The organism is Janthinobacterium sp. GW821-FHT03C08 (genome assembly GCF_059420905.1).
In genome coordinates this window covers 1-20,019 of record NZ_JBWKUP010000030.1, presented here as the reverse complement: position 1 = coordinate 20,019, position 20,019 = coordinate 1, and the positions used below count along the sequence as shown (strand labels likewise).

20 protein-coding genes are annotated in these 20,019 nt (G+C 62.6%); 7 read left to right on the top strand and 13 right to left on the bottom strand.

What is annotated here, in order from left to right; genetic code table 11:
* Window positions 1-34 precede the first annotated feature (34 nt).
* Window positions 35-1,528 carry a leucyl aminopeptidase gene (locus AC07VL_RS27220; RefSeq protein WP_494808630.1) on the bottom strand — a complete coding sequence of 498 codons (1,494 nt, stop codon included), beginning with the start codon at window positions 1,526-1,528 and terminating at the stop codon, window positions 35-37.
* Between the two features lie 67 nt (window positions 1,529-1,595).
* Between AC07VL_RS27220 and lptF the strand changes: the two genes are divergently transcribed.
* Genes lptF through AC07VL_RS27200 form a run of 4 tightly spaced genes read left to right on the top strand, consistent with a single transcriptional unit; the run spans window position 1,596 to window position 5,303 of the window.
* Window positions 1,596-2,741: an LPS export ABC transporter permease LptF gene (lptF, locus tag AC07VL_RS27215; protein ID WP_290604731.1), complete on the top strand. Its 1,146-nt coding sequence runs from the start codon at window positions 1,596-1,598 to the stop codon at window positions 2,739-2,741.
* Window positions 2,738-3,907 (top strand): LPS export ABC transporter permease LptG, encoded by a 1,170-nt coding sequence (gene lptG / locus AC07VL_RS27210; protein ID WP_290604732.1) that lies wholly within the window; start codon window positions 2,738-2,740, stop codon window positions 3,905-3,907. Before lptF ends, lptG begins: the two co-directional genes overlap by 4 nt.
* Window positions 3,907-4,314, top strand: a complete 408-nt coding sequence (locus AC07VL_RS27205) for a sirohydrochlorin chelatase (RefSeq protein ID WP_494808629.1) — start codon at window positions 3,907-3,909, stop codon at window positions 4,312-4,314. Before lptG ends, AC07VL_RS27205 begins: the two co-directional genes overlap by 1 nt.
* Window positions 4,311-5,303: a Stealth CR1 domain-containing protein gene (locus AC07VL_RS27200; protein ID WP_494808628.1), complete on the top strand. Its 993-nt coding sequence runs from the start codon at window positions 4,311-4,313 to the stop codon at window positions 5,301-5,303. The genes AC07VL_RS27205 and AC07VL_RS27200 overlap by 4 nt, the downstream gene beginning before the upstream one ends.
* Here the strand turns inward: AC07VL_RS27200 and AC07VL_RS27195 are convergent.
* The 8 genes from AC07VL_RS27195 to AC07VL_RS27160 all read right to left on the bottom strand — a co-directional run bounded on the left by AC07VL_RS27195 (window position 5,300) and on the right by AC07VL_RS27160 (window position 13,071).
* The gene (locus tag AC07VL_RS27195) at window positions 5,300-5,950 is read right to left on the bottom strand and encodes a hypothetical protein (protein WP_494808627.1); all 651 of its coding nucleotides are present in this window, start codon (window positions 5,948-5,950) and stop codon (window positions 5,300-5,302) included. The two genes, AC07VL_RS27200 and AC07VL_RS27195, sit on opposite strands and share 4 nt — an antisense overlap.
* A gap of 249 nt (window positions 5,951-6,199) precedes the next feature.
* Window positions 6,200-6,973 (bottom strand): uroporphyrinogen-III C-methyltransferase, encoded by a 774-nt coding sequence (cobA, locus tag AC07VL_RS27190; protein WP_494808626.1) that lies wholly within the window; start codon window positions 6,971-6,973, stop codon window positions 6,200-6,202.
* Window positions 6,974-6,986: 13 nt separating this feature from the next.
* Window positions 6,987-8,306 (bottom strand): sulfate adenylyltransferase subunit 1, encoded by a 1,320-nt coding sequence (locus AC07VL_RS27185; protein ID WP_494808625.1) that lies wholly within the window; start codon window positions 8,304-8,306, stop codon window positions 6,987-6,989.
* Complete coding sequence (gene cysD / locus AC07VL_RS27180) at window positions 8,306-9,217, bottom strand: sulfate adenylyltransferase subunit CysD (protein ID WP_494808624.1); 912 nt, start codon at window positions 9,215-9,217, stop codon at window positions 8,306-8,308. The genes AC07VL_RS27185 and cysD overlap by 1 nt, the downstream gene beginning before the upstream one ends.
* Window positions 9,218-9,257: 40 nt before the next feature.
* Window positions 9,258-9,974: a phosphoadenylyl-sulfate reductase gene (locus AC07VL_RS27175; protein WP_494808623.1), complete on the bottom strand. Its 717-nt coding sequence runs from the start codon at window positions 9,972-9,974 to the stop codon at window positions 9,258-9,260.
* An 11-nt stretch (window positions 9,975-9,985) separates the two neighbouring features.
* A complete protein-coding gene (locus tag AC07VL_RS27170; protein WP_494808622.1) occupies window positions 9,986-10,546 on the bottom strand; it encodes a DUF934 domain-containing protein in 561 nt (186 codons plus the stop codon).
* The gene (locus AC07VL_RS27165) at window positions 10,539-12,227 is read right to left on the bottom strand and encodes a nitrite/sulfite reductase (protein ID WP_494808621.1); all 1,689 of its coding nucleotides are present in this window, start codon (window positions 12,225-12,227) and stop codon (window positions 10,539-10,541) included. The genes AC07VL_RS27170 and AC07VL_RS27165 overlap by 8 nt, the downstream gene beginning before the upstream one ends.
* Window positions 12,228-12,297: 70 nt before the next feature.
* Complete coding sequence (locus AC07VL_RS27160) at window positions 12,298-13,071, bottom strand: sulfite exporter TauE/SafE family protein (RefSeq protein ID WP_494808620.1); 774 nt, start codon at window positions 13,069-13,071, stop codon at window positions 12,298-12,300.
* 161 nt (window positions 13,072-13,232) lie between these two features.
* Between AC07VL_RS27160 and AC07VL_RS27155 the strand changes: the two genes are divergently transcribed.
* From AC07VL_RS27155 to AC07VL_RS27145, 3 genes are all read left to right on the top strand, one after another.
* Window positions 13,233-14,174 carry a CysB family HTH-type transcriptional regulator gene (locus tag AC07VL_RS27155; RefSeq protein ID WP_290604743.1) on the top strand — a complete coding sequence of 314 codons (942 nt, stop codon included), beginning with the start codon at window positions 13,233-13,235 and terminating at the stop codon, window positions 14,172-14,174.
* 61 nt (window positions 14,175-14,235) lie between these two features.
* A complete protein-coding gene (locus tag AC07VL_RS27150) occupies window positions 14,236-14,886 on the top strand; it encodes a class I SAM-dependent methyltransferase (protein WP_494808619.1) in 651 nt (216 codons plus the stop codon).
* Between the two features lie 184 nt (window positions 14,887-15,070).
* Window positions 15,071-16,069: a porin gene (locus tag AC07VL_RS27145; RefSeq protein ID WP_290604745.1), complete on the top strand. Its 999-nt coding sequence runs from the start codon at window positions 15,071-15,073 to the stop codon at window positions 16,067-16,069.
* A 45-nt stretch (window positions 16,070-16,114) separates the two neighbouring features.
* Here AC07VL_RS27145 and AC07VL_RS27140 read toward each other — a convergent pair whose 3' ends face one another.
* The 4 genes from AC07VL_RS27140 to AC07VL_RS27125 form a co-directional block, all read right to left on the bottom strand.
* Window positions 16,115-17,296, bottom strand: coding sequence for a PAS domain-containing sensor histidine kinase (locus AC07VL_RS27140; RefSeq protein WP_494808618.1), 1,182 nt, complete (start codon window positions 17,294-17,296; stop codon window positions 16,115-16,117).
* A gap of 160 nt (window positions 17,297-17,456) precedes the next feature.
* Window positions 17,457-18,215, bottom strand: coding sequence for a LytR/AlgR family response regulator transcription factor (locus tag AC07VL_RS27135; protein WP_494808617.1), 759 nt, complete (start codon window positions 18,213-18,215; stop codon window positions 17,457-17,459).
* 76 nt (window positions 18,216-18,291) lie between these two features.
* Complete coding sequence (locus AC07VL_RS27130; protein WP_494808616.1) at window positions 18,292-19,593, bottom strand: sensor histidine kinase; 1,302 nt, start codon at window positions 19,591-19,593, stop codon at window positions 18,292-18,294.
* Window positions 19,594-19,623: 30 nt separating this feature from the next.
* Complete coding sequence (locus AC07VL_RS27125) at window positions 19,624-19,920, bottom strand: hypothetical protein (RefSeq protein ID WP_494808615.1); 297 nt, start codon at window positions 19,918-19,920, stop codon at window positions 19,624-19,626.
* Window positions 19,921-20,019: the final 99 nt, after the last annotated feature.

Below are 20,019 nucleotides of genomic sequence, written 5' to 3'. Positions count from 1 at the left end.
CAGCCCCGCGCGGCAGGTCTGGTCCGGCGTTCCCTTACACGCGGTTGATCAGGAACGTGGTCAAGAGTGGTACCGGACGGCCGGTCGCGCCCTTCGCGCCGCCCGATTTCCAGGCCGTGCCGGCGATGTCCAGATGCGCCCAGGTGTACTTCTTGGTGAAGTTTTCCAGGAACGCCGCTGCCGTCACCGAACCGCCGCCTGGCGTGCCGATGTTGGCCAAATCGGCGAAGTTCGACTTCAGCTGCTCGTTGTACGCCTCTTCGATCGGCATGCGCCATGCCGTGTCGCTGGCCTGCTTGCCCGCTGCCAGCAGTTCATTGGCCAGCTGGTCATGCGCCGCATCGCTGCGCGTAAACAGGCCGCTGTTGTGGTGGCCCAGGGCGATGACGCAAGCGCCCGTCAGGGTGGCGATATCGACCACGGCTGCCGGCTTGAAGCGTTCGGCGTAGGTCAGCGCGTCGCACAGCACCAGGCGGCCTTCCGCGTCGGTGTTGAGCACTTCGATGGTCAGGCCGTTCATCGAGGTGACGATGTCGCCCGGCTTGGTGGCGCGGCCCGACGGCATGTTTTCGCAGGCGGCGATGACGCCGATGACGTTCAGCTTCAGGTTCATTTCGCCGATGGCGCGGAAGGTGCCCAGCACGGAAGCGGCGCCGCACATGTCGTACTTCATCTCGTCCATGCCAGGACCGGCCTTGATCGAGATGCCGCCCGTGTCGAAGGTGATGCCCTTGCCGACCAGGACGACCGGCGCATCCTTGGCCTTGCCGCCCATGTGTTTCAGGACGATGAACTTCGGCGGCTGCTCGCTGCCGTTGGTGACGGACAGGAAGCTGCCCATTTTCAGCGCTTCGAGCTGCTTGCGGTCCAGTACTTCGACTTCAAACTTGTAATCCTTGGCCAGCTGCTTGGCCGTGTTGGCCAGGTAGGTCGGGTTGGCGATGTTCGCCGGCAGGTCGCCCAGCTTGCGCGTCAGGTCGGAGCCGTTGGCGATGGCGATGGCTTGCGCCAGCGCGCCGCGCGTAGCTGCCGTTGCTGGCGCCGCCAGGACGATCTTGCGCACGCCCGCTGGCGCCGGATCTTTTTTGCTTTTTTGCGAGTCGCAGCGGTATTCGCTGTCGTGGGCGGCTTGCACCACGCAACGGATTGCCCAATTTACGTCGCGCTCTTTCACTTCGGCCAGCGGTAATGCGATAATGGCGTCCGCAGCGCCCAGGGAGCCGAAGGCCTTCAGCGCCGCTTGTACACCGGTAGCGAAGCTTTTTTCGCTGACAGTTTCATCGCTGCCCATGCCGACCAGCAGAACGCGTTCGGCGGCAACGCCATCGACTGCGCGCAGCAGCAACGTGCTGCCAGCCTTGCCGCTGATGTCGCCGGACTTCAGCGCAGCCGAAATCGCACCCTTGCTGTCCAGCGATTTTGCCGCTGGCGACAGTTTTTTGTTTTCGAATACCGCAACCGCGATGCATCCGCTTTTGGCCGTGCCGAGGGTGCTCTTGGTATCGAATGCTTTTATGCTAAAGTCCATTTGGTTCTCCGTTTTCATTTACTAGTAACGTGTTACTCAACTAACTGACCCGAATTATAAACTCCGAATGATCTTTCAACGCGCCCTTCGACGTGAATTGGCTAGTGCCGCCGGGGCCACCTTCACTGTTTTGTTCAGCATCCTGCTCACCTGGATGCTGATCGGTATTCTCGGCAAGGCGGCGGGCGGCAAGATCGCCTCGTCGGACGTCATGTCGCTGATGGTCTTTTCCGCCCTGATGCAGCTGCCTACCATCCTCATTCTCACCGGCTTCATCTCGGTGCTGATGGTGGTCACGCGCAGCTACAAGGAGTCGGAGATGGTGGTGTGGTTCGCCTCGGGCCTGAGCCTGTCGCGCTGGATCTGGCCGGTCCTGAGCTTTGGCCTGCCGCTGGTGCTGGCCACGGGCATCCTGAGCCTGTACGCCACGCCGTGGGCGCAGATGAAAAGCGATGAATACGTGGCGCGCTTCGAAAAGCGCGAAGACCTGCAGAAAGTCACGCCGGGCCAGTTCCGCGAATCGGCAGGCAGCAACCGCATCTTCTTCGTCGAGGGCGTCAGCGGCGAGAAGAATGTGGTGCAGAACGTCTTCGTCAACACGGTCGATGAAAAGGGCAGCGCCGTCGTCGTCGTCGCCAAGGAAGGCGTGATCAATACCGACGCAAAGGGCGAGCGCTTCCTGGTGCTCAAGAGCGGCCGCCGCTACCAGGGCGTGCCGACGCAGGCCGACTTCCAGACCATGGAATTCGAGCAGTACATCATGCGCATCGAAAGCAAGCAGCAGGAGCTGGGGGCGGAACTGGGCGTGCGCGCCATGAGCACCGTGGCGCTGGTGGCCAATCCGAATCCCTACACCATGGCCGAACTGCTGTGGCGCGTCAGCGCGCCGCTGATCGGGCTGATGCTCATCCTGCTGGCCATTCCGCTGGGCTTCGTCAATCCGCGCGCCGGCAGCTCGGCCAACCTGATCGTGGCCCTGCTGATTTTCTTTACCTATAGCAACCTGATCAAGGTCGTCGAAGCCAGCGTGAAACAGGGACGCATGACGTTTGGCATGGCCTGGTGGCCGCTGCACCTGCTGGCGGCGCTGGCCGTCGTGGCGCTGTTTGCCTGGCGCCTGAATGTCAACCACCGCTATCACCCGCTGGTCCTGCTGGCATCGTTCAAGCGTGCGCGCTGCGCCGGCAAAACAAGTAAAGCGGCATCGAAATGAAGATTTTACAGCGCTATTTTGCCGTCTCGATTTTCCAGGCGGTGTTCTTTGTCCTGCTGGCCTTCCTGGCGCTGCAGGCCTTCATCGACCTGACGGGCGAGCTGCCCAAGGTGGGCAAGAACGGCTACAGCATCCAGTATGCCTTCCTGTACGTGCTGGTGCTGGTGCCGGGCCACGTGTACGAAGTGATGCCCATCGCCGCCCTGATCGGCACCATCTACACGATGGCGCAGTTTGCCGCCAGCTCCGAATTTACCATCATGCGCGCGTCGAGCATGTCGACGGCGATGGCGGCCGGCTTCCTGTTCCGCATCGGCATCGTCTTCGTCGTCATCACCTTCATCTTCGGCGAGTTGATCACGCCGCGCACGGAGACGCTGGCCGAGCGCATCAAGCTGACTTCGCGCGGCGCGGCCGTGTCGAGCGAATTCCGCTCCGGCCTGTGGACCAAGGATATGGTCAAGAGCGATGGCCTGACGGGCAGCGTCACGGGTTCGCGCTTCTTCAATGTGGGCGAGGCGCGGCCGGACGGCCAGCTGAAAAACGTCAAGCTGTATGAATTTGACACCGATATGCGCCTGCGCAGCTTGACGCTGGCCAAGGGCGCTACGTATCAGGGCAATAATATCTGGCGCCTGACCGACGTGACGGAAACCTCGTTCTCGAACAGCGCGGTGGCCACGCCCGGCTTCGAGCCGAAGCTGGCCAACTACTATGGACAGGAAACGAGCATGGTGCGCACGGTGCAAAGCGCCAGCAAGGACATGGTGTCCGAAGTGACGCCGAAGATCCTGACGGTGTCGGCGTCCGATCCCGAGCGCATGTCGGCCAGCGAACTGGCCGTGTACACGCGCCACCTGGCCGAGAACAAACAGGAGACCGAGCGTTTCCGCATCGCCTTCTGGAAAAAGCTGATCGATCCGCTGGCCATCTTCGTGCTGATGGCGCTGGCGCTGCCGTTCGCCTACATGCACACGCGCAGCGGCGGCATCAGCCTGAAGATCTTCATCGGCATCATGATCGGCGTGAGCTTCATGCTGGTCAACACCCTGTTCTCGCATCTGGGCCTGCTCAGCACCTGGCCGGCCTTCCTGACGGCAGTGGCGCCGAGTACCCTGTACCTGCTGCTGGCGCTGGGCGCCCTGTGGTGGGTGGAGCGGCACTGATGGAGACGAACGTGCACCAGGCGCTGGTCCTGTTTGCCCACGGCGCGCGCGCCGCGGCCTGGGCCGCGCCCTTCGAGCGCCTGCGCGAGCTGACGCAGGCGCGCCTGCCCGGCAGCAGCGTGCACCTGGCCTTCCTGGAGCTGATGACGCCGCGCCTGCCCGAACTGGTGCAGTCCCTGCTGGACGGCCTGCCCGCCGGCGCCATGCTGGACGTCACCGTGGTGCCCGTATTCCTGGGGCAGGGCGGGCACGTGCTGCGCGACCTGCCCTTGCTGGTGGAAGCGCTGCGCCGGCAGCATCCGCGCTTGCGCCTGAAGGTGGTCGAGGCGGTGGGCGAGAACGCCAGCGTGCTCGCCGCCATCGCCGACTATTGCGTGGCGGCGCCAGGTCCCAGCGCCGCGTCTTGAACGGCGCCAGCGCGACGCCTGCGGCGGGCATCGACATCGTCTACCTGTGGGTCGACGGCGCCGACCCGGCCTGGCGCGCGCGCCGGCAGCAGGCCTACGCGGCGTGGGCGCAGGCGCATCCCGGCCAGTTGGCCCTGCACGGCAACGTGGCGGGGCGCTACCGCGACAACGGCGAATTGCGCTACAACCTGCGCGCCCTGGAGCGCTTCTTCCCCGGCCATGGCCATGTCTACCTGCTGACGGACCGGCAAGTGCCGGCCTGGCTGCGCGCCTCACCGCGCCTGACGGTGGTCGATCACGCCAGCCTGATGCCCGGCGCAGCCTTGCCTGTCTTTGATTCCGGCCATATCGAATCGTACCTGCACCATATCCCCGGCCTGTCCGAGCGCTTCCTGTACCTGAACGACGACGTGTTCCTGGGCGCGCCGTTCGAGCCGGCGTTCTGGTTTGGCGAGGGAGAGGGCGGTCGCTTGAGCGTTTTCACGGAAAGCGTGCTGCACGATGACTGCGATGGCTTGCGCGCCGACGTGGCGGCGCCCGTCAATTGCGCCACCTTGTCGCGGCAATGGCTGTCGGCGCAGTACGCCGGGTACCGGCACGAGCCGCGCCTGTATGCGCATGCGCCGCGGCCCATGCTGAAAAGCGCGCTGCATGCGCTCGAAGCGCTGGCGCCGGCCATGTTTGCGGGCGTGCGGGCGACGGTATTCCGTTCGTGGCGGGTGCCGGCCCTGCTGCCCGACCTGGTGCCGCGCTGGCTCGTGCACCAAGGGCTGGCGCGCTCGCAGGTGCTCGACCCGCTGCACATCGCCAGCGGCGATGCGCAGGCGCCACGGCAGCTCCGCGAGCTGGCCGCGCGCTTCGGCAGCCTGCCATTTTTCTGCATCAACGATACCTGCGACGAGGCCGAGGACGACGATCCGCGCCTGCTGCGCGTGGCCGCGACCCTGCAGCGGCTGCTGCCGCTGCCGTCATCGTTCGAACGGGACTAGGCCGGTTTTTTCGTCGGCGCCAGGCTGATACGCGCGGCGGCCGCGCTGTCGGACAGCGACGCGAGGAACAGCAGCAGGTAGGCGCCCAGCTCCAGCACTTCCTCGCCCAGCAGCGCGTAGGCGTCCGGCATGCCGTGAAAGACCTTCTTGTCGAAGGGCCAGCCGGCCACCATCAGCAGCCCGCCGATGGCCGTCAGGATGGTGACGCGCATGCTGAAAATCTGCGGCGCCACGGCAAAGACCTTGCGCGCGCGGGGCGCGAAGAAGACCAGCAGGCGTATCAGGATCAGCAGTTCCATCACGCGCAGGGCCTTTTCCGCCTGCGCCCAGGCGGGCGCCGTGCCGAACTGGTCGATGTCCAGTTCCCGCAGCAGGAAGCCGAACAGCAGGGCCGACATGCCGGCATGCATGAGGAAACGCAGGGACTGGCGGTCCCCTTCCTGCCACGCGCGCACGCCGTGCACCGTGCAGGCCAGGGCCAGGAACAGCGCCTGCAGCCATTCGAGCAGGTGGTTTTCATCGTCGATATCGGGGAAGACCGTCCACAGGGCGATGGAGATTGCCATGCTCAGGAGGACGGCGCTGGCGACGCCGGCATTGCTGCGGCTGAGCGAAGTGAGGGCTTCGCGCATGGAAGTGAAATTCATGTATGGGGTACGACGGATCAAGTTGCGCGGCGCGGTATTGCAGCCTGCGGCGCAGCTTTTTTCGGGGATGTCGTACGCGGTGCCCGTCAGCCGGGGGGCTGCACGGCACGCGCGATGGTGGGGTGTAGCGTGCGTTTCTTTGCTATCACACAGTAACTTCTCGAGAAAAGATGCGAGTGCATCCTATCATGTTTTATCGGAAGACGTCAGTTACTGACTTTAAAGTCGGTAAAATACGCTGTGTTTAATTCAGGCATGGCGTCGCGCCAGCGGCGTGTCCGCTGCTTCGGTGGCTTGTTGCGCGCGCGTGGCCATGGCGTTGCCCAGCATCACGAGGACGGGGCCGTGCGCGTCGCCCAGGCCATGGGCCAGCGCGCTGAGCGGCAGGCGCACGATGCGCTGGTCGGCCCGGCTGCAGTTCTCGATCACCACCACGGGCGTATCGGCAGGGCGGCCCTGCGCCAGCAGGCGCTGCGCCGTGACGATGGCTTCGCGTCCGCCCATGTATTGCACCAGGGTATCGCAGTCGGGGATGCGCGTCTGGTCCGCTTCGCCCGGCGCCGTGCTGGAGGTAAAGAAGGCCACGCTGCGCGCCACGCCCCGCTTGGTCAGCGGCTGCAAGGTGGCGGCCGCTGCCGCCAGGGCCGTGGTGATGCCGGGCACCACTTCCACGGCGATGTCTGCCTCTTCCAGCGCCCGCAATTCCTCGTCGGCGCGGCCGAACAGCATGGGATCGCCCCCTTTCAGGCGCACGACGACGGCGTGCTTGCGCGCGTTGTCGACCAGCTGCTTGTTGATGAAGGCTTGCGCCGTGGACAGCTGGCCACAGCGCTTGCCCACGAGAATTTTTTGCGCCTGCGGACACAGCTCCAGCATCTCGCTTGTCACCAGGGCGTCGTGCAGCACGACGTCCGCCTGCGCCAGCAGGCGCGCGCCGCGCAAGGTCATCAGGTCTTGCGCGCCGGGGCCGGCGCCGATCAGGTAGACCTTGCCGGGGAGAGATGCTGTCGCTGTGTGGTTCATGGTGCTGCCTTCCTTAGCCGAGCCGAACCATGCCGGCCGCGACCGTTTGGTGGGTGACTTCATCGATCAGGATAAACGCACCGGTGGCGCGGATATCGGCATACGCATCGGCCGCCAGCGCCTGCTGCACGTTCAGGCTGATGCGGGCGATGTCATTGAGCTTCAAGCCTTCGGCCGGATGGCGCTGCTGCGTGTTGATGTCGAGGATGGAGTCGATCGCCGTCACCTTGGCCGCCGTCTGCTTGGTGCCATGCTTGATCCAGTACTTGCGGCGCAGGTCCAGCGCGTCTTCCGACAGCCAGCACACGTCGGCCACCACTGTTTTCAGCAGGGTGGCGGGGCGCTCGCTGCTGGCCAGCAGGTCGCCGCGCGAAATGTCCAGGTATTCATTGAGCAGCAGGGTCACGGACTGGCCCACCACGGCCGTCGGCAGCGAGCCGTCCAGGGTGACGATATCTTTCACTGTTGCCGTCTGGCCCGAGGGCTGCACCACCAGGGTGTCGCCGATACTGACCTTGCCCGCCTCGATGCGGCCCATGTAGCCGCGGAAGTCGTTCGCTTCGTGGCCGTTGTGACGGGCCACCAGTTGCACGGGGAAGCGGAAGGGCGCGTCGTGCGATTCGTCGTAGACGGACAAGGATTCCAGCAGCTCGATCAGGGTGGGACCCGTGTACCAGCCCAGCTTCTCGCCCCGTTCGACGACGTTGTCGCCCGTCAATGCCGACAATGGAATCGGCGTGATGTCCTTCAAGCCCAGCGACTGGGCGAATTCGCGGTAGGCGGCGACGATGCGCTTGTACACCGTTTCATCGTAATCGACCAGGTCCATCTTGTTGACGGCGACGACCACGTGCTCGATCTGCAGCAGGTGGGCGATGGTCGAATGACGTTTGGTCTGGATCAACAGTTCCACGCTGCCATCGTCACCGAGTTTGACCTTCGACACGTCGATCAGGATGATGACGGCGTCGGCGGTGGACGCCCCCGTGACCATGTTGCGCGTGTATTGCTCGTGGCCCGGCGTGTCGGCGATGATGAACTTGCGTTTCGGCGTGGCAAAGTAGCGGTAGGCCACGTCGATGGTGATGCCTTGCTCGCGTTCCGCTTCCAGGCCGTCCGTCAGTAGCGACAGGTCGACCGTGTCGCCCACCGTGCGCTTGTGCTTGGAGCGCGACATGGCGTCGAGCTGGTCGGCGAAGATGCCCTTGCTGTCGAACAGCAAACGGCCGATCAGCGTGCTCTTGCCGTCATCGACGGAACCGGCCGTGATAAAGCGCAACATGCCGCGTTCGACGCTGTCGGTGAGAGTGGTGTTCTGGATTGCTGCGTTCATTAGAAATACCCTGCTTTCTTGCGTTTTTCCATCGAGGCTTCGGAAGTCTGGTCATCCATGCGGGTGGCGCCCCGCTCCGTGATTTGCGTGATTGCCGTCTCGGCGATGATGGCGTCCACCGTGGCCGCGTCGGACGACACGGGGCAGGTGCACGATATGTCGCCCACCGTGCGGAAGCGCACGACCTGCGTTTCCACCGTTTCGCCGTCGCGTGGCGGCGTCAGGTCCGTCAGCGGCACCAGCAGGCCGTTGCGCGGGATCACCTGGCGCTCGTGCGCAAAGTAGATCGGCGGCAATTCCAGCTGCTCGCGGGCGATGTATTGCCACACATCCAGTTCCGTCCAGTTCGAGATGGGGAAGACGCGCATGTTTTCGCCGGGATGCACGCGGGTGTTATACAGGTCCCACAGTTCCGGGCGCTGGGCTTTCGGGTCCCAGGCGCCGAATTCGTCGCGGAAGGAAAAGATGCGTTCCTTGGCGCGGGCCTTCTCTTCATCGCGGCGGGCGCCGCCGATGCAGGCGTCAAAACCGTGTTCGGCGATGGTTTCCAGCAAGGTCACGGCTTGCGCCGCATTGCGCGAATCCGTGGCCGGGTTGCGCAGGCGCACGGTGCCCCGCTTGATGGAGTCTTCCACGGAACCGACGATCAGGCGCTCGCCCAGTTCCGCCACCTTCTTGTCGCGGAAGGTGATGACTTCCGGGAAGTTGTGGCCCGTGTCGATGTGCACGAGGGGAAATGGAAACTTGCCTGGGCGGAAGGCCTTCTCGGCCAGGCGCAGCAGGACGACGGAATCCTTGCCGCCGGAAAACAGCAGGGCGGGGTTGGCCGATTCGGCCGCCACTTCGCGCATGATGTGGATGGCTTCCGACTCAAGACTGTCGAGGTGGCGCTGGTTCAAAATATTGCTCATATTGGATGCTTTCTTGTTCTGCTGCGTCTGTTATGTCTGTTCAGGCTGCCACGGATTTGATGCGGATCAACTTGCCGTCCACCATATGCAGGCCGCATTCCTTGGAATCCGGATTTTCCCACCACCAGCGTCCGGCGCGCACGTCTTCGCCCGGCTGGACGGCCCGCGTGCACGGTTCGCAGCCGATGGACGGGTAGCCCTGGTCGTGCAGCGCGTTGTACGGCACGTCATTGGCGCGGATGTAGGCCCACACGTCTTCTTCCGACCAGTCGGCCAGCGGATTGAACTTCGTCATGGCGTGCGCCGCGTCCTCTTCCTGCACGTGCAATTCGGCGCGCGTGGTGGACTGGGCGCGGCGTTGTCCCGTGACCCAGGCCTTGTTGCCGGCCAGGGCGCGGCCCAGGGGCTCGACCTTGCGGATGCGGCAGCATTCGCGGCGCATCTCGACGCTGTTGTAGAAGGCGTTCAGGCCGTTCTGTTCCACGTAGGCAGCGACAAGCTCCGGCTGCGGGCGGTACAGGGTGATGTCGTGGTCGTAGTGCGCCTTGACCTTGTCGAGCACGGCCAGGGTTTCCTGGTGCAGCCGGCCCGTTTCCAGGGAAAAGATGCCGATGGGCAGCTTTGCCTTCAGGATCATGTCGGTCAGCACCATGTCTTCGGCTGCCAGGCTGGACGCGAACACGGCCGGCGAAAAGTCCGCGGCGATGCGTGTCAGCGTTTGCTCGGTGGCGTCAATTAAAGTAGAGAGGTCGCTCATGGCCAGCTTTCTTAGATGCCGGCCGCGTTGTCGAGGTCGGGATTCTGGCCGACGCGGTGGTGGCGGCGGAACAGCGGCGACTTGTCATCCCAGGAAGCCTGGTAGGTTTCCGAAAAGACCGATAAACCTTTCAGGGCGTCATGGATGCTGCGGTCCGGCCGCGTCGCATACGCGTCGAAGCCTACCCGGTGCATGGAAAACAGCTGGTCGCGCAAGACGTCGCCGATGGCCCGCAATTCCCCACGGAAACCCAGGCGGGCGCGCAGATTGAAGGCGATGGAGTAGCCGCGGCCATCCGTGAATTTCGGGAAATCCACGCCGATGACGGGCAGTTGCGCCACGTCGGCCGCCAGTTCTTCCGGGCGCTCGTCGCTGGCCAGCCACACGCCGATGTCGGGCAGGCGAGCCAGCAGGGTCTCGCGCTGGGCTTGCCACACGGGCAGGGGCACGATGACCTTGCCGGCGGGCACGACGACCGTGTCCGGCGCGTCGCCCTCATCGAGGCGCAGCAAGCCCCAGGTATTCGGCACCACGGCGGCGTTCTTGATGATTTCTTCGCGTACTTCAAACATATTCGTCTTCTCCCACCAGGTTGCCGACGGTGATCGGCGTTGCATATACGTGTTCCTTGAACGGTGCCAGGCCCAGGCGCTGGGCCGTATCGACGAAGCGCTCGCCTTCGTGGCGGTCGCGCACATAGACGTGCAGCAGGCGGCCGATGACTTCCGGCATTTGCAAGGCGGAGAACGATGGTCCGATGATCTTGCCGATGGCCGCGTGGTTGCCCTGCGCGCCGCCGATCGACACTTGGTACCATTCGCTGCCATCCTTGTCGACGCCGAGGATGCCGATGCTGCCCACGTGATGGTGGCCGCAGGCATTGATGCAGCCGGAAATATTCAGTTCGATCTCGCCGATGTCGTGCTGGAAGTCGATGCTGTCGAAGCGTTCCGCGATGGCGGCCGCGATCGGCAGGGACTTGGCGTTGGCCAGCGAGCAGAAATCGCCGCCGGGGCAGCAGATCATGTCCGTCAGCAAGCCGATATTCGGCGTGGCCAGGCCATGCGCCTTGGCTTCCTGCCACAGCTTGAACAGTTTCGTCTGTTCCACGTCGGCCAGCACCAGGTTCTGTTCATGCGTCACGCGCAGTTCGCCAAAGCTGTAGCGGTCGGAGAGATCCGCCACGAAGTCGATCTGCTCGGCCGTCGCGTCGCCCGGCGGCACGCCCGTTTTCTTCAGTGACAGCACGACGGCCACGTAGCCGGGGCGCTGGTGCGGCTTGACGTTGCGCGCCAGCCAGTTCACATAGGCCTTGTTGTCCGCATGCTCCGCCTGGTAGTCGAATTCCGGCAGGGTGGCATAGGCGGGCGGATTGAAGAAATCCGCCACGCGCTGCATTTCTTCCTGCGTCAGGGTTTCCGGACCGTCCTTCAGGTCGACCCACTCCGCTTCCACCTGGCGCGTGAATTCTTCCACGCCGATGGCTTTGAGCAAGATCTTGATGCGCGCCTTGTATTTGTTGTCGCGGCGGCCATGCAGGTTGTACACGCGCATGATGGCCTGGATGTAGGTCAGCAAGTGCTGCCACGGCAGGAATTCGCGCACGACGCTGCCCAGGATGGGGGTGCGGCCCATGCCGCCGCCCGCCATCACCTTGAAGCCCACTTCGCCGGCGGCGTTGCGCACGGCCGTCAAGCCGATGTCGTGCACGGCGATGGCGGCGCGGTCTTCCACGGCGCCATTGATGGCCACCTTGAATTTACGCGGCAGGGCGATGAACTCGGGGTGGAAGGTGCTCCACTGGCGCAGCACTTCCGCGTACGGGCGCGGATCGATGATTTCATCGGCGGCGACGCCGGCGTACGGGTCCGATGTTGTATTACGGATACAGTTGCCCGACGTCTGGATCGCGTGCATTTCCACGGAAGCCAGGTCGGTGAGGATATCGGGGGTCTGTTCCAGCTCGATCCAGTTGAACTGGATGTTCTGGCGCGTCGTGAAGTGGCCATAGCCGCGGTCGTACTTGCGCGCGATGTGCGCGAACATGCGCATCTGCTTGGACGACAGCAAGCCGTACGGCACGGCGATGCGCAGCATGTAGGCATGGCGCTGCATGTACAGGCCGTTTTGCAGGCGCAGCGGAATGAATTCCTCTTCCGTCAGCTCATTGGCGATACGGCGCGCAACCTGGTCTCGGTACTGGGCGATGCGTTCTTTGATGATGAGGTGGTCGTACTGATCGTAATGGTACATATCAATTCCTAAAAAAGCCGGGGTGCTGGAAGATTGCCTGGGATTATGTTCTTGATACTGCTCTTGCCACTTAATAGATTAGCTTTACTGCCACGCCGGTCAAGGTCATCGCCAGCAGCACGCGTAAAAACCTTTCCGGCACGGAGCGCGCCACCCAGGAACCGAGCGTGATGCCGGGCAGGGAACCGACCAGCAGGGAGGCCAGCAATTCCCAGTGGATGGAGCCGAGCCACCAGTGGCCGAGGGCGGCGATGGCCGTCAGGGGCACGGCGTAGGCGATATCGGTGCCCGCCACTTCGGCCGACGTCATGCGTGGATACAGCATCACCAGCAGGGTCGCGCCGATGGCGCCGGCGCCGATCGACGACACCGTCACCAGCACGCCCAGCACGGCGCCGGCGATGATGGTGGCGGCGGAAAGCTTGTTGCCTTGTAATTGTTTTTCGGGGTGGGCATTGATCCAGGCCAGCATGCGGCCCTTGAAGATCAGCGCCACCACCGTCAGCAGCACGGAGGCGGCGATGGAATAGCGGATGATCTGGCCGATTTCCGGCGACAGGGTGCCGAACGATTTCAGCGCCAGGGTCGCGAGGACGGCGGCGGGCAGGGCGCCGATGCACAGGCGCTTGACGATATCCCAGCGGATGGTGCCGCGCAGGCGGTGCGTGAGGGTGCCGGCGCTCTTGGTGATCGAGGCAAAGGCCAGGTCGGTGCCCACGGCCACGGAGGGCGGCACGCCAAACAGCAGGGTTAACAGGGGCGTCATCAGCGAACCGCCGCCCACGCCGGTCATTCCTACGAGTAATCCTACGGCAAATCCTGAGACTATATAAGACAAAGTCATGCTTTCACCCCCAAAGTACCCGCAATAGTAATAAACTTGGCGTTTAATCCAAACTACTAAGTACGCATTTGCTTATATGCGATATGCGTATATGCATGAACATAAAATCATGGGTGGGGCGGAACTTCGGCAAATCACGGCAATCTAGGGCAAATCCAGCAATGAATCTCCATCAACTGCGCTTCGTGCGCGAAGCGGTCCGGCAGAATTACAACCTGACGGACGCCGCCAAGGCCTTGTTTACGTCGCAACCGGGCGTGTCGAAGGCCATTATCGAGCTGGAAGAGGAACTGGGCGTGGATATCTTCACGCGCCACGGCAAGCGCATCCGCGGCTTGACGGAGCCGGGCCGCCTGGTGCTGGAGTCCGTCGAGCTGATCATGCAGGAAATCGACAGCATGAAGCGCATCGGCAAGGAATTCGCGGCGCAGGACAGCGGCAGCTTTACCATTGCCACCACGCATACGCAGGCGCGCTACACCTTGCCCAAGGTGGTACAGGCCTTCATGCTGAAGTTCCCGAAAGTAAGATTATCATTGCTGCAAGGCAATCCGCGCCAGATCGCCGAAATGGTGCAGCGCGACCAGGCCGACCTGGCGATTGCCACGGAATCGATCGCCGCCATCGATGGCCTGATCACCTTGCCCTGCTATCAATGGGAGCATGTGGTGGTGGTGCCCGTCGACCATCCGCTGCTCAAGTCGAAGTCCGTGACCCTGGAAGAAATCGCCGCCTTCCCCCTGATTACCTATGACAGTGCGTTTGCCGGACGCAACAAGATCGACCACGCTTTCGTGCTGCGGGGCCTGAAACCGGACGTCTTGCTCGAGGCCATCGACGCGGACGTGATCAAGACTTATGTCGAGTTGGGCATGGGGATTGGTATCATAGCGGGTATGGCCTTCGATGCCGAGCGCGACAAAGGCTTGCGCGCCATCCCTGTCGGGCACCTGTTCGGCATGAATGTGTCGCGCGTGGCCGTCAAGCAGGGCGCGTATTTGCGCAGCTATATTTATACCTTTATCGAGTTGCTCACGCCGACCCTGAACCGCAAGCTCATCGAGCAGGCGATGAGCGGCGAGAAAGAGCACTACGAACTATAACAATGCAGGACACGGGCGGGCGATGTGCCTGGCCCAGCTTATTTACGAAGAGAAGAAACACATGATTACCGATCAGCTTGCCAAATATTACGCCACCATCGCGCAGCAGTACGAGCGCGTCTATGACAAGCCCGAACGCCAGGAAGACCTGGAAGTATTGCGCGACAAGGTCGCCGACGCGCTGGAAGGCCACACCGTGCTGGAGCTGGCCTGCGGCACCGGTTACTGGACGGAAGTGATCGCCGAGACGGCCGAGACCGTGCTGGCGACCGACATCAACGATGAAATGCTGGCGCTGGCCCAGGCCCGCGGCTTGCCGGACAACGTCACCTTCGCCAAGCTCGACGCCTTCAACCTGCCCGATGACCTGCTGGGCAAGTTCACGGCCGTGTTTGCCGGTTTCTGGTGGTCGCACGTGAAGCGCGAAGACCAGGACAAGTACCTGAAGCAGTTGCGCAGCAAGCTGGGCAAGGACATCTTGCTGGTGCTGATCGACAACTCGTATGTTGATGGCAGCAGCACGGTCATCGCGCGCACCGACCTGGAAGGCAATACCCACCAGTTCCGCACGACGGAGGGAGGCGAGCGCTACGAAGTGCTGAAGAATTTCCCGTCGGATAGCCATCTGCGCAAGAAGTTTGCCCACTCGGCCCGCGAAATCCGCATGAAGCGCCTGGAATACTACTGGCTGCTGAGCTGCCGCCTGAAGTAAGCGGGCGTGCTGCAAGAAGAACCGCCTGCGGGCGGTTTTTTTTCGCCTGTTGTTTTTATGTAACACGGTGTTGTGCCAAAAAGCAACATCTTGTCGATGTCATATTGTTGAAGTATTTGGTTGGCATGATTCGGTTCAGCAGCTAAGCAGCACATCTTGTCCAACCTAATGTAGAGAATCTCAAGTGAAAAAAATTACTCTGGCAGCATTGATCATCGGCGCCTTCGCGGCAGCCACGGCACAAGCACAATCGAACGTCACCGTCTACGGCGTGGTCGATCTGGGCATTGCCAAGACCACTGGCGGTGCGTTGCTGGAACGTGAAAATCAAGCGTCGCGCCTTGGTTTCAAGGGCACGGAAGATCTGGGTAATGGCTTGAAAGCCATTTTCAACCTGGAAAGCGAATTCAAGGCTGACACCGGCGCGCAAGCGACCGCGAACACCCTGTTCGATCGCCAGGCATGGGTCGGCCTGACCGGCGACTTCGGTACCGTCTACCTGGGCCGCACCAAGGACCTGATCGACGGCACCCTGGCCCGCGTCGATCCTTTCAACACCTATGGCGTGATCGGCAAGATCAATGAGCCAGTCATGCGCGGCGGCCAGTCGCCAAACGGCGCGCAAGCCATTCCTAGCGCATCGGTGGTGGGCGTATCGCGCGTCAGCAATGCCGTGACCTACAACAGCCCGTCGTTCAGCGGTTTCGTGGTCAGCGGCCAATACGTTGCCAGCGAAATCAAGGATGCCGATTCGGGTTTCAGCGTGGTTGCCACGTATGACCAGGGTCCAGCCAGCGCGCACGCCGGCTACCAGAAGAAAGTGCAGTCCGTTGCCAACGCAGCGGCTGAACCAAAACTGTGGATCGTTGGCGGCGGCTACAAATTCGGCCCGGCCAAAGTCACCTTCGATTACTCGAAAGCGGATACCGACGTCGCTGCCACGGGCGAATTCAAGAGCTACCTGCTGGGCCTGGCCTATGACATCGGCGGCGGCGCCATCAAGGTCAGCTACGTGAAACAGAAGCAAGACAGCAACACCGTGAGCGGCAAGGAAACGGCCAAGGCCTACGGCCTGGGCTACGACTACCCGCTGTCGAAGCGTACCGCCGTGTACGTCTACGGTGGCCGCGACCAGTTCAGCGAAAAATCGATGTATCAGCTGGGCATGACCCACAAGTTCTAAGCACGGTTTTTGCCAAGAGCAAGGGCGCCTGCGGGCGCCTTTTTTTTATGGCAGGGCTGTTTCCATCACTTCCGCCTGCATGGGCAGCGAAATTTCGATGCGTGTTCCACCCAGTTCGCTGTCGGCGCCGATATGGATGCTGCCATTCAAGCCCCACACCCGTTCGCGCATGCCCAGCAATCCCAGGGCCGTGGCCTTTTCCAGGTCGCGCTCGGCGATGCCGCGCCCGTCATCCTGGATGGTGATCGCCAGTGAGGAGTCGATGCGGTGCAGGGCGATGGTGATGTGGCTCGCCTCGGCGTGGCGCGCGATATTCGTCAGCGCCTCCTGCACGATGCGGTAGATGGCCGTGCTGCGCGCATCGTCGAGCACCAGGTCGGCTTCGTCGGCCAGCAAGTCAAAATGCACGGTGCGGCGCTGCAGGAAATCGTGGCGCAGCTTTTGCAGGGCGAAATACAGTCCCCCTTCATCGAGCGCGCGCGGACGCAGGTTGCTGGCGATGCGGCGCAGCGACGTGATGGCCGTGACCAGCAAGCCATCCATGCCCTGCAGCAGCGCCTGCAGGGGCAAGGTCGTGTCCGTGTGCTGGCGCACGAGGGTCAGGTCAACGCGCAGGGTGGCCAGCAACTGGCCCAGGTCGTCGTGCAGTTCGCGCGCGATATGCTTGCGTTCCTCTTCGCGGATGGATTGCAGCGCGCTCGACAGTTCACGCAGCTGCGAAAAGGAGCGGGCCAGCTGTTCATGCACCTGCTTGCGGGCGCTGATGTCGCGCACGATGATGGTAAACACGCTGCGGCCATCTTCCTGCATGGCCGAGAGCGACCCTTCCAGCGGAAACATGGCGCCATCGCTGCGCCGGCCCGTCAGGGTGTAATCGGTGGCGCGCCGGCCTGTCAGGCGCAGCTCCTGGCTGATGTCATCGAACGGCGGATCGCCATCGTGCTTGCCCAGGCTGCGCAAGTCGCGCAGGATGTAGTGGCCCAGACGCATGCCGCGCATGCCGGCCGGCGTGTCGCCGAACAGCCTGGCTGCGGCGGCGTTGGCATGCAGGACGAGTTGCCGGCTGTCGATGCTGATGATGGCATCGCTGGCGCTGTCGATGATGGCCTGGCCGCGCGCCTGCCTTTGCCTGCTGGCTTTCAGGGGAGGAAACAGGCACAGCAGGAGCGCCGCCGCCATGCCCAGGGGCAGCATGCGCAGCAATGTGGAGCTGCCTCGGTCGGGCATGGGGTTCTCCTTGCGAACGTGAACGAAGGCAGGGCGGCAACGGCGGACGGGACTTTCTGTAGCCTATGCCTGCTGGCGCAGCGTGGCTTGATGTGGCGCAGGAAGGGGAAAGGAAGAGATCAAGGCGCCGAGCCGGCGAGGGCCGGGCGGCGGTGCGCGATTACATTTGCTTGAACAGGTGCAGGAAGCTGCGGCTCACTTCGAGCTTGTCGGCCTTGCCCTTGATGAGCACCAGGTGGCGGCCGCGGATGTCGCGCGTCACGCCTTCGATGGCATTCACGTTGACCAGGGTGGCGCGGTGGATTTGCCAGAACAGCGAAGGATCGAGCTCTTCGGCCAGGTCGCGCACGGGCTTGCGGATCAAGGCTTCGTACTTGGCCGTCTGCACGCAGGTATATTTTTCGTCCGAGCGGAAGAACAGGATCTCTTCCACGGGGATCATGCGCAAGTCCTGGCCGATGCTGGCCTGTATCCATTGCAGGTAGGCGGGCTTGGCCGTGATCTTTTCCGCCAGCTGCGACAGCATGGCCGTGACGCTGCTGTTGACGTCCAGCGCCGGCTTGTTCAGATGGGTTTTCAGGCGCTCCACCGTCACCAGCAGGCGTTCATGCTCGGGCGGCTTGAGCACGTAATCGACGGCGCCCCGCTCGAACGCCTCGACGGCGTGGGTGTCATAGGCCGTGACGAAGACGATGTGGGTCTTGCCGCCGATCACCTGGGCCGCTTCCATGCCCGTCTTGCCCGGCATGCGGATATCGAGGAAGGCAAAGTCCGGCTTCAGTTGTTCCACCAGTTCGATCGCTTCGTCGCCATTCTTGGCTTCGCCGATGATTTCCAGTTCGGGCCAGGCCTGGCCCAGGCGCAGGCGCAGCTGGTCGCGCATCAGTCTTTCGTCGTCGGCAATAATAGCGGTAGGCATAGGTCTCAAGTGTGAACAGGCGAAGATTGATTATTCAATGATTTGGCGTTTTTATCAACTGCCGAATTGATACACCTTATTTGGACAGCTGATACGGCACTTCGATCACGGCGCACACGCCACTGGGTTGATTTGGCGTAATGGTCAGGCTGCCCTGGTCGCCATGCAGCAGCTTCAGCCGCTCGCGGATGGTGGGCAAGCCCAGTCCCGTGCCATCGCTGGGCACGACGCCAAAGCCCAGGCCGTCATCGGTGACCGTCACGCGCAGCTTGCTGTGCGCCACTTCCGCCACGATGCGCAGGGTGCCGCCCTCCGGCTTGACTTCCAGGCCATGCTTGATGGCATTTTCCACCATCGATTGCAGCATCATGGGCGGGAAGGCGGCGCTGCGCAGGCCGTCGGGAATCTGGAAATCGACGGTCAGGCGCTCTTCCATGCGCATCTTCAGCAGGTTCAAGTACGCCTGCACCATGTCCGCCTCGCGTCCCAGGTTGGTGATCAGGGCGTTGTCGCGCATTTGCGGCAGCACGGCGCGCAGGTACTGGATCAGGCTGCGCTGCATCTTGGCGGCGCGCGGCGGATCGACCTGGATCAAATGCTCGACGGAAGCGAGGGTGTTGAACAGGAAGTGCGGCTCGACTTGCGCCTGCATCATCTGCATCTTCGCTTCGCTGAGCTGGCGCTGCATGGATTCGCGCTCTGCCGCTTCGTTTGCCGTGACCGTTTCCGCTTCGGCGCGTTTCTTGCCGCCGACGAGGGCCTTCATGGCGAACAGGGCCAGTACCAGCAGCGAGACAAAGCTCTTGAACCAGGTGGAAGCCTGCTGGTGGTAGCGTGACACTTTTTGCTCTGCTGCATCATCGACGGCTTCCTCGATGGCATTCGACAGCTCTTCGCCGATTTGCGGCGGCAGTTCGATGTGGACTTCTTCCCCGGAAGCATTGGTCGTCACCGGATAACTGGGCTTGGCCGGCGCCGCAGGGGCCGCTGGCGGCTCGGGCGGTTCCGGCGGCACGGTATTTGCGTGCTCGTCCGTCTCGGTGGCATCGGCCGGCTCGCTGGCGGCATCGGCCGTGCTGCTGCGCCGGTTCTTGCTGTTGCGGGGGTTGAAGTGGATGCCCGTATCGTCGATCAGGATATTCGTTTCCCCCGTGCCCTTGCTGGCCCGCTTGTGGGATTTGATGACGACTTCCTCGTTCGGGCTGGAGGAGAACAGCTCATCTTGCAGAATCGAGCCGGCGATCAGGGCCAGTGCGGCAAACAGGAAAAACTTCCACCAGGACAGCTGGGTGACCCATGTCGTGGTCGCGTCGAATGCCCGTTGCAACCAGGCGAGGATGGTTTTCAACAGTTGTGGCAGGTTGGAAATCGGGAGCATGTGGACGCTTTCAAATACAAGATACAAGAGTTAATCGACGCGGCGGACAAGTTTAACCTGTTGTTGTGCCGTGTCAGAGTCTGATGTTGCCACTGTGCCTAAAGCGATGGCGCGATGCCAGCCGATTGCGACAGGCTGCACAAATGGGCGCTTGAAGTGAAGGGCGGGCTTGCTGGGCGGTGGCGCGCCTGTGCGTGCCTGGAAAATTAATCCTTGCGGCGCGTGCAGGGCAGGGCTATAATTCGCCCCCTCGCTGAACGACGCATGCAAATGCCGAGTAAAGCAGGGTGAAAAAAGAAGGTTGACGGATTTAGCGAAATGCTTCATACTCTTTCTTCTTCGCAGCTGGCAAACACAACGCTTTGTCGATAGCGCGAGAGTAGCAAATAAGCAGTACCGAATACCGTTCTTTAACAATTAACAGTC

What these genes read in the sequence shown, in the direction of transcription:
- cobA (WP_494808626.1), bottom strand. Translation starts at nt 6,973, where the DNA reads ATGAACCACACAGCGACAGCATCTCTCCCCGGCAAGGTCTACCTGATC.
- AC07VL_RS27125 (WP_494808615.1), bottom strand. Translation starts at nt 19,920, where the DNA reads ATGAAGCATTTCGCTAAATCCGTCAACCTTCTTTTTTCACCCTGCTTT.
- AC07VL_RS27185 (WP_494808625.1), bottom strand. Translation starts at nt 8,306, where the DNA reads ATGAACGCAGCAATCCAGAACACCACTCTCACCGACAGCGTCGAACGC.
- AC07VL_RS27150 (WP_494808619.1), top strand. Translation starts at nt 14,236, where the DNA reads ATGATTACCGATCAGCTTGCCAAATATTACGCCACCATCGCGCAGCAG.
- AC07VL_RS27160 (WP_494808620.1), bottom strand. Translation starts at nt 13,071, where the DNA reads ATGACTTTGTCTTATATAGTCTCAGGATTTGCCGTAGGATTACTCGTA.
- AC07VL_RS27135 (WP_494808617.1), bottom strand. Translation starts at nt 18,215, where the DNA reads ATGCCTACCGCTATTATTGCCGACGACGAAAGACTGATGCGCGACCAG.
- AC07VL_RS27170 (WP_494808622.1), bottom strand. Translation starts at nt 10,546, where the DNA reads ATGTTTGAAGTACGCGAAGAAATCATCAAGAACGCCGCCGTGGTGCCG.
- AC07VL_RS27175 (WP_494808623.1), bottom strand. Translation starts at nt 9,974, where the DNA reads ATGAGCGACCTCTCTACTTTAATTGACGCCACCGAGCAAACGCTGACA.
- AC07VL_RS27220 (WP_494808630.1), bottom strand. Translation starts at nt 1,528, where the DNA reads ATGGACTTTAGCATAAAAGCATTCGATACCAAGAGCACCCTCGGCACG.
- AC07VL_RS27140 (WP_494808618.1), bottom strand. Translation starts at nt 17,296, where the DNA reads ATGCCCGACCGAGGCAGCTCCACATTGCTGCGCATGCTGCCCCTGGGC.
- AC07VL_RS27205 (WP_494808629.1), top strand. Translation starts at nt 3,907, where the DNA reads ATGGAGACGAACGTGCACCAGGCGCTGGTCCTGTTTGCCCACGGCGCG.
- cysD (WP_494808624.1), bottom strand. Translation starts at nt 9,217, where the DNA reads ATGAGCAATATTTTGAACCAGCGCCACCTCGACAGTCTTGAGTCGGAA.
- AC07VL_RS27130 (WP_494808616.1), bottom strand. Translation starts at nt 19,593, where the DNA reads ATGCTCCCGATTTCCAACCTGCCACAACTGTTGAAAACCATCCTCGCC.
- lptG (WP_290604732.1), top strand. Translation starts at nt 2,738, where the DNA reads ATGAAGATTTTACAGCGCTATTTTGCCGTCTCGATTTTCCAGGCGGTG.
- AC07VL_RS27155 (WP_290604743.1), top strand. Translation starts at nt 13,233, where the DNA reads ATGAATCTCCATCAACTGCGCTTCGTGCGCGAAGCGGTCCGGCAGAAT.
- AC07VL_RS27195 (WP_494808627.1), bottom strand. Translation starts at nt 5,950, where the DNA reads ATGAATTTCACTTCCATGCGCGAAGCCCTCACTTCGCTCAGCCGCAGC.
- AC07VL_RS27165 (WP_494808621.1), bottom strand. Translation starts at nt 12,227, where the DNA reads ATGTACCATTACGATCAGTACGACCACCTCATCATCAAAGAACGCATC.
- lptF (WP_290604731.1), top strand. Translation starts at nt 1,596, where the DNA reads ATGATCTTTCAACGCGCCCTTCGACGTGAATTGGCTAGTGCCGCCGGG.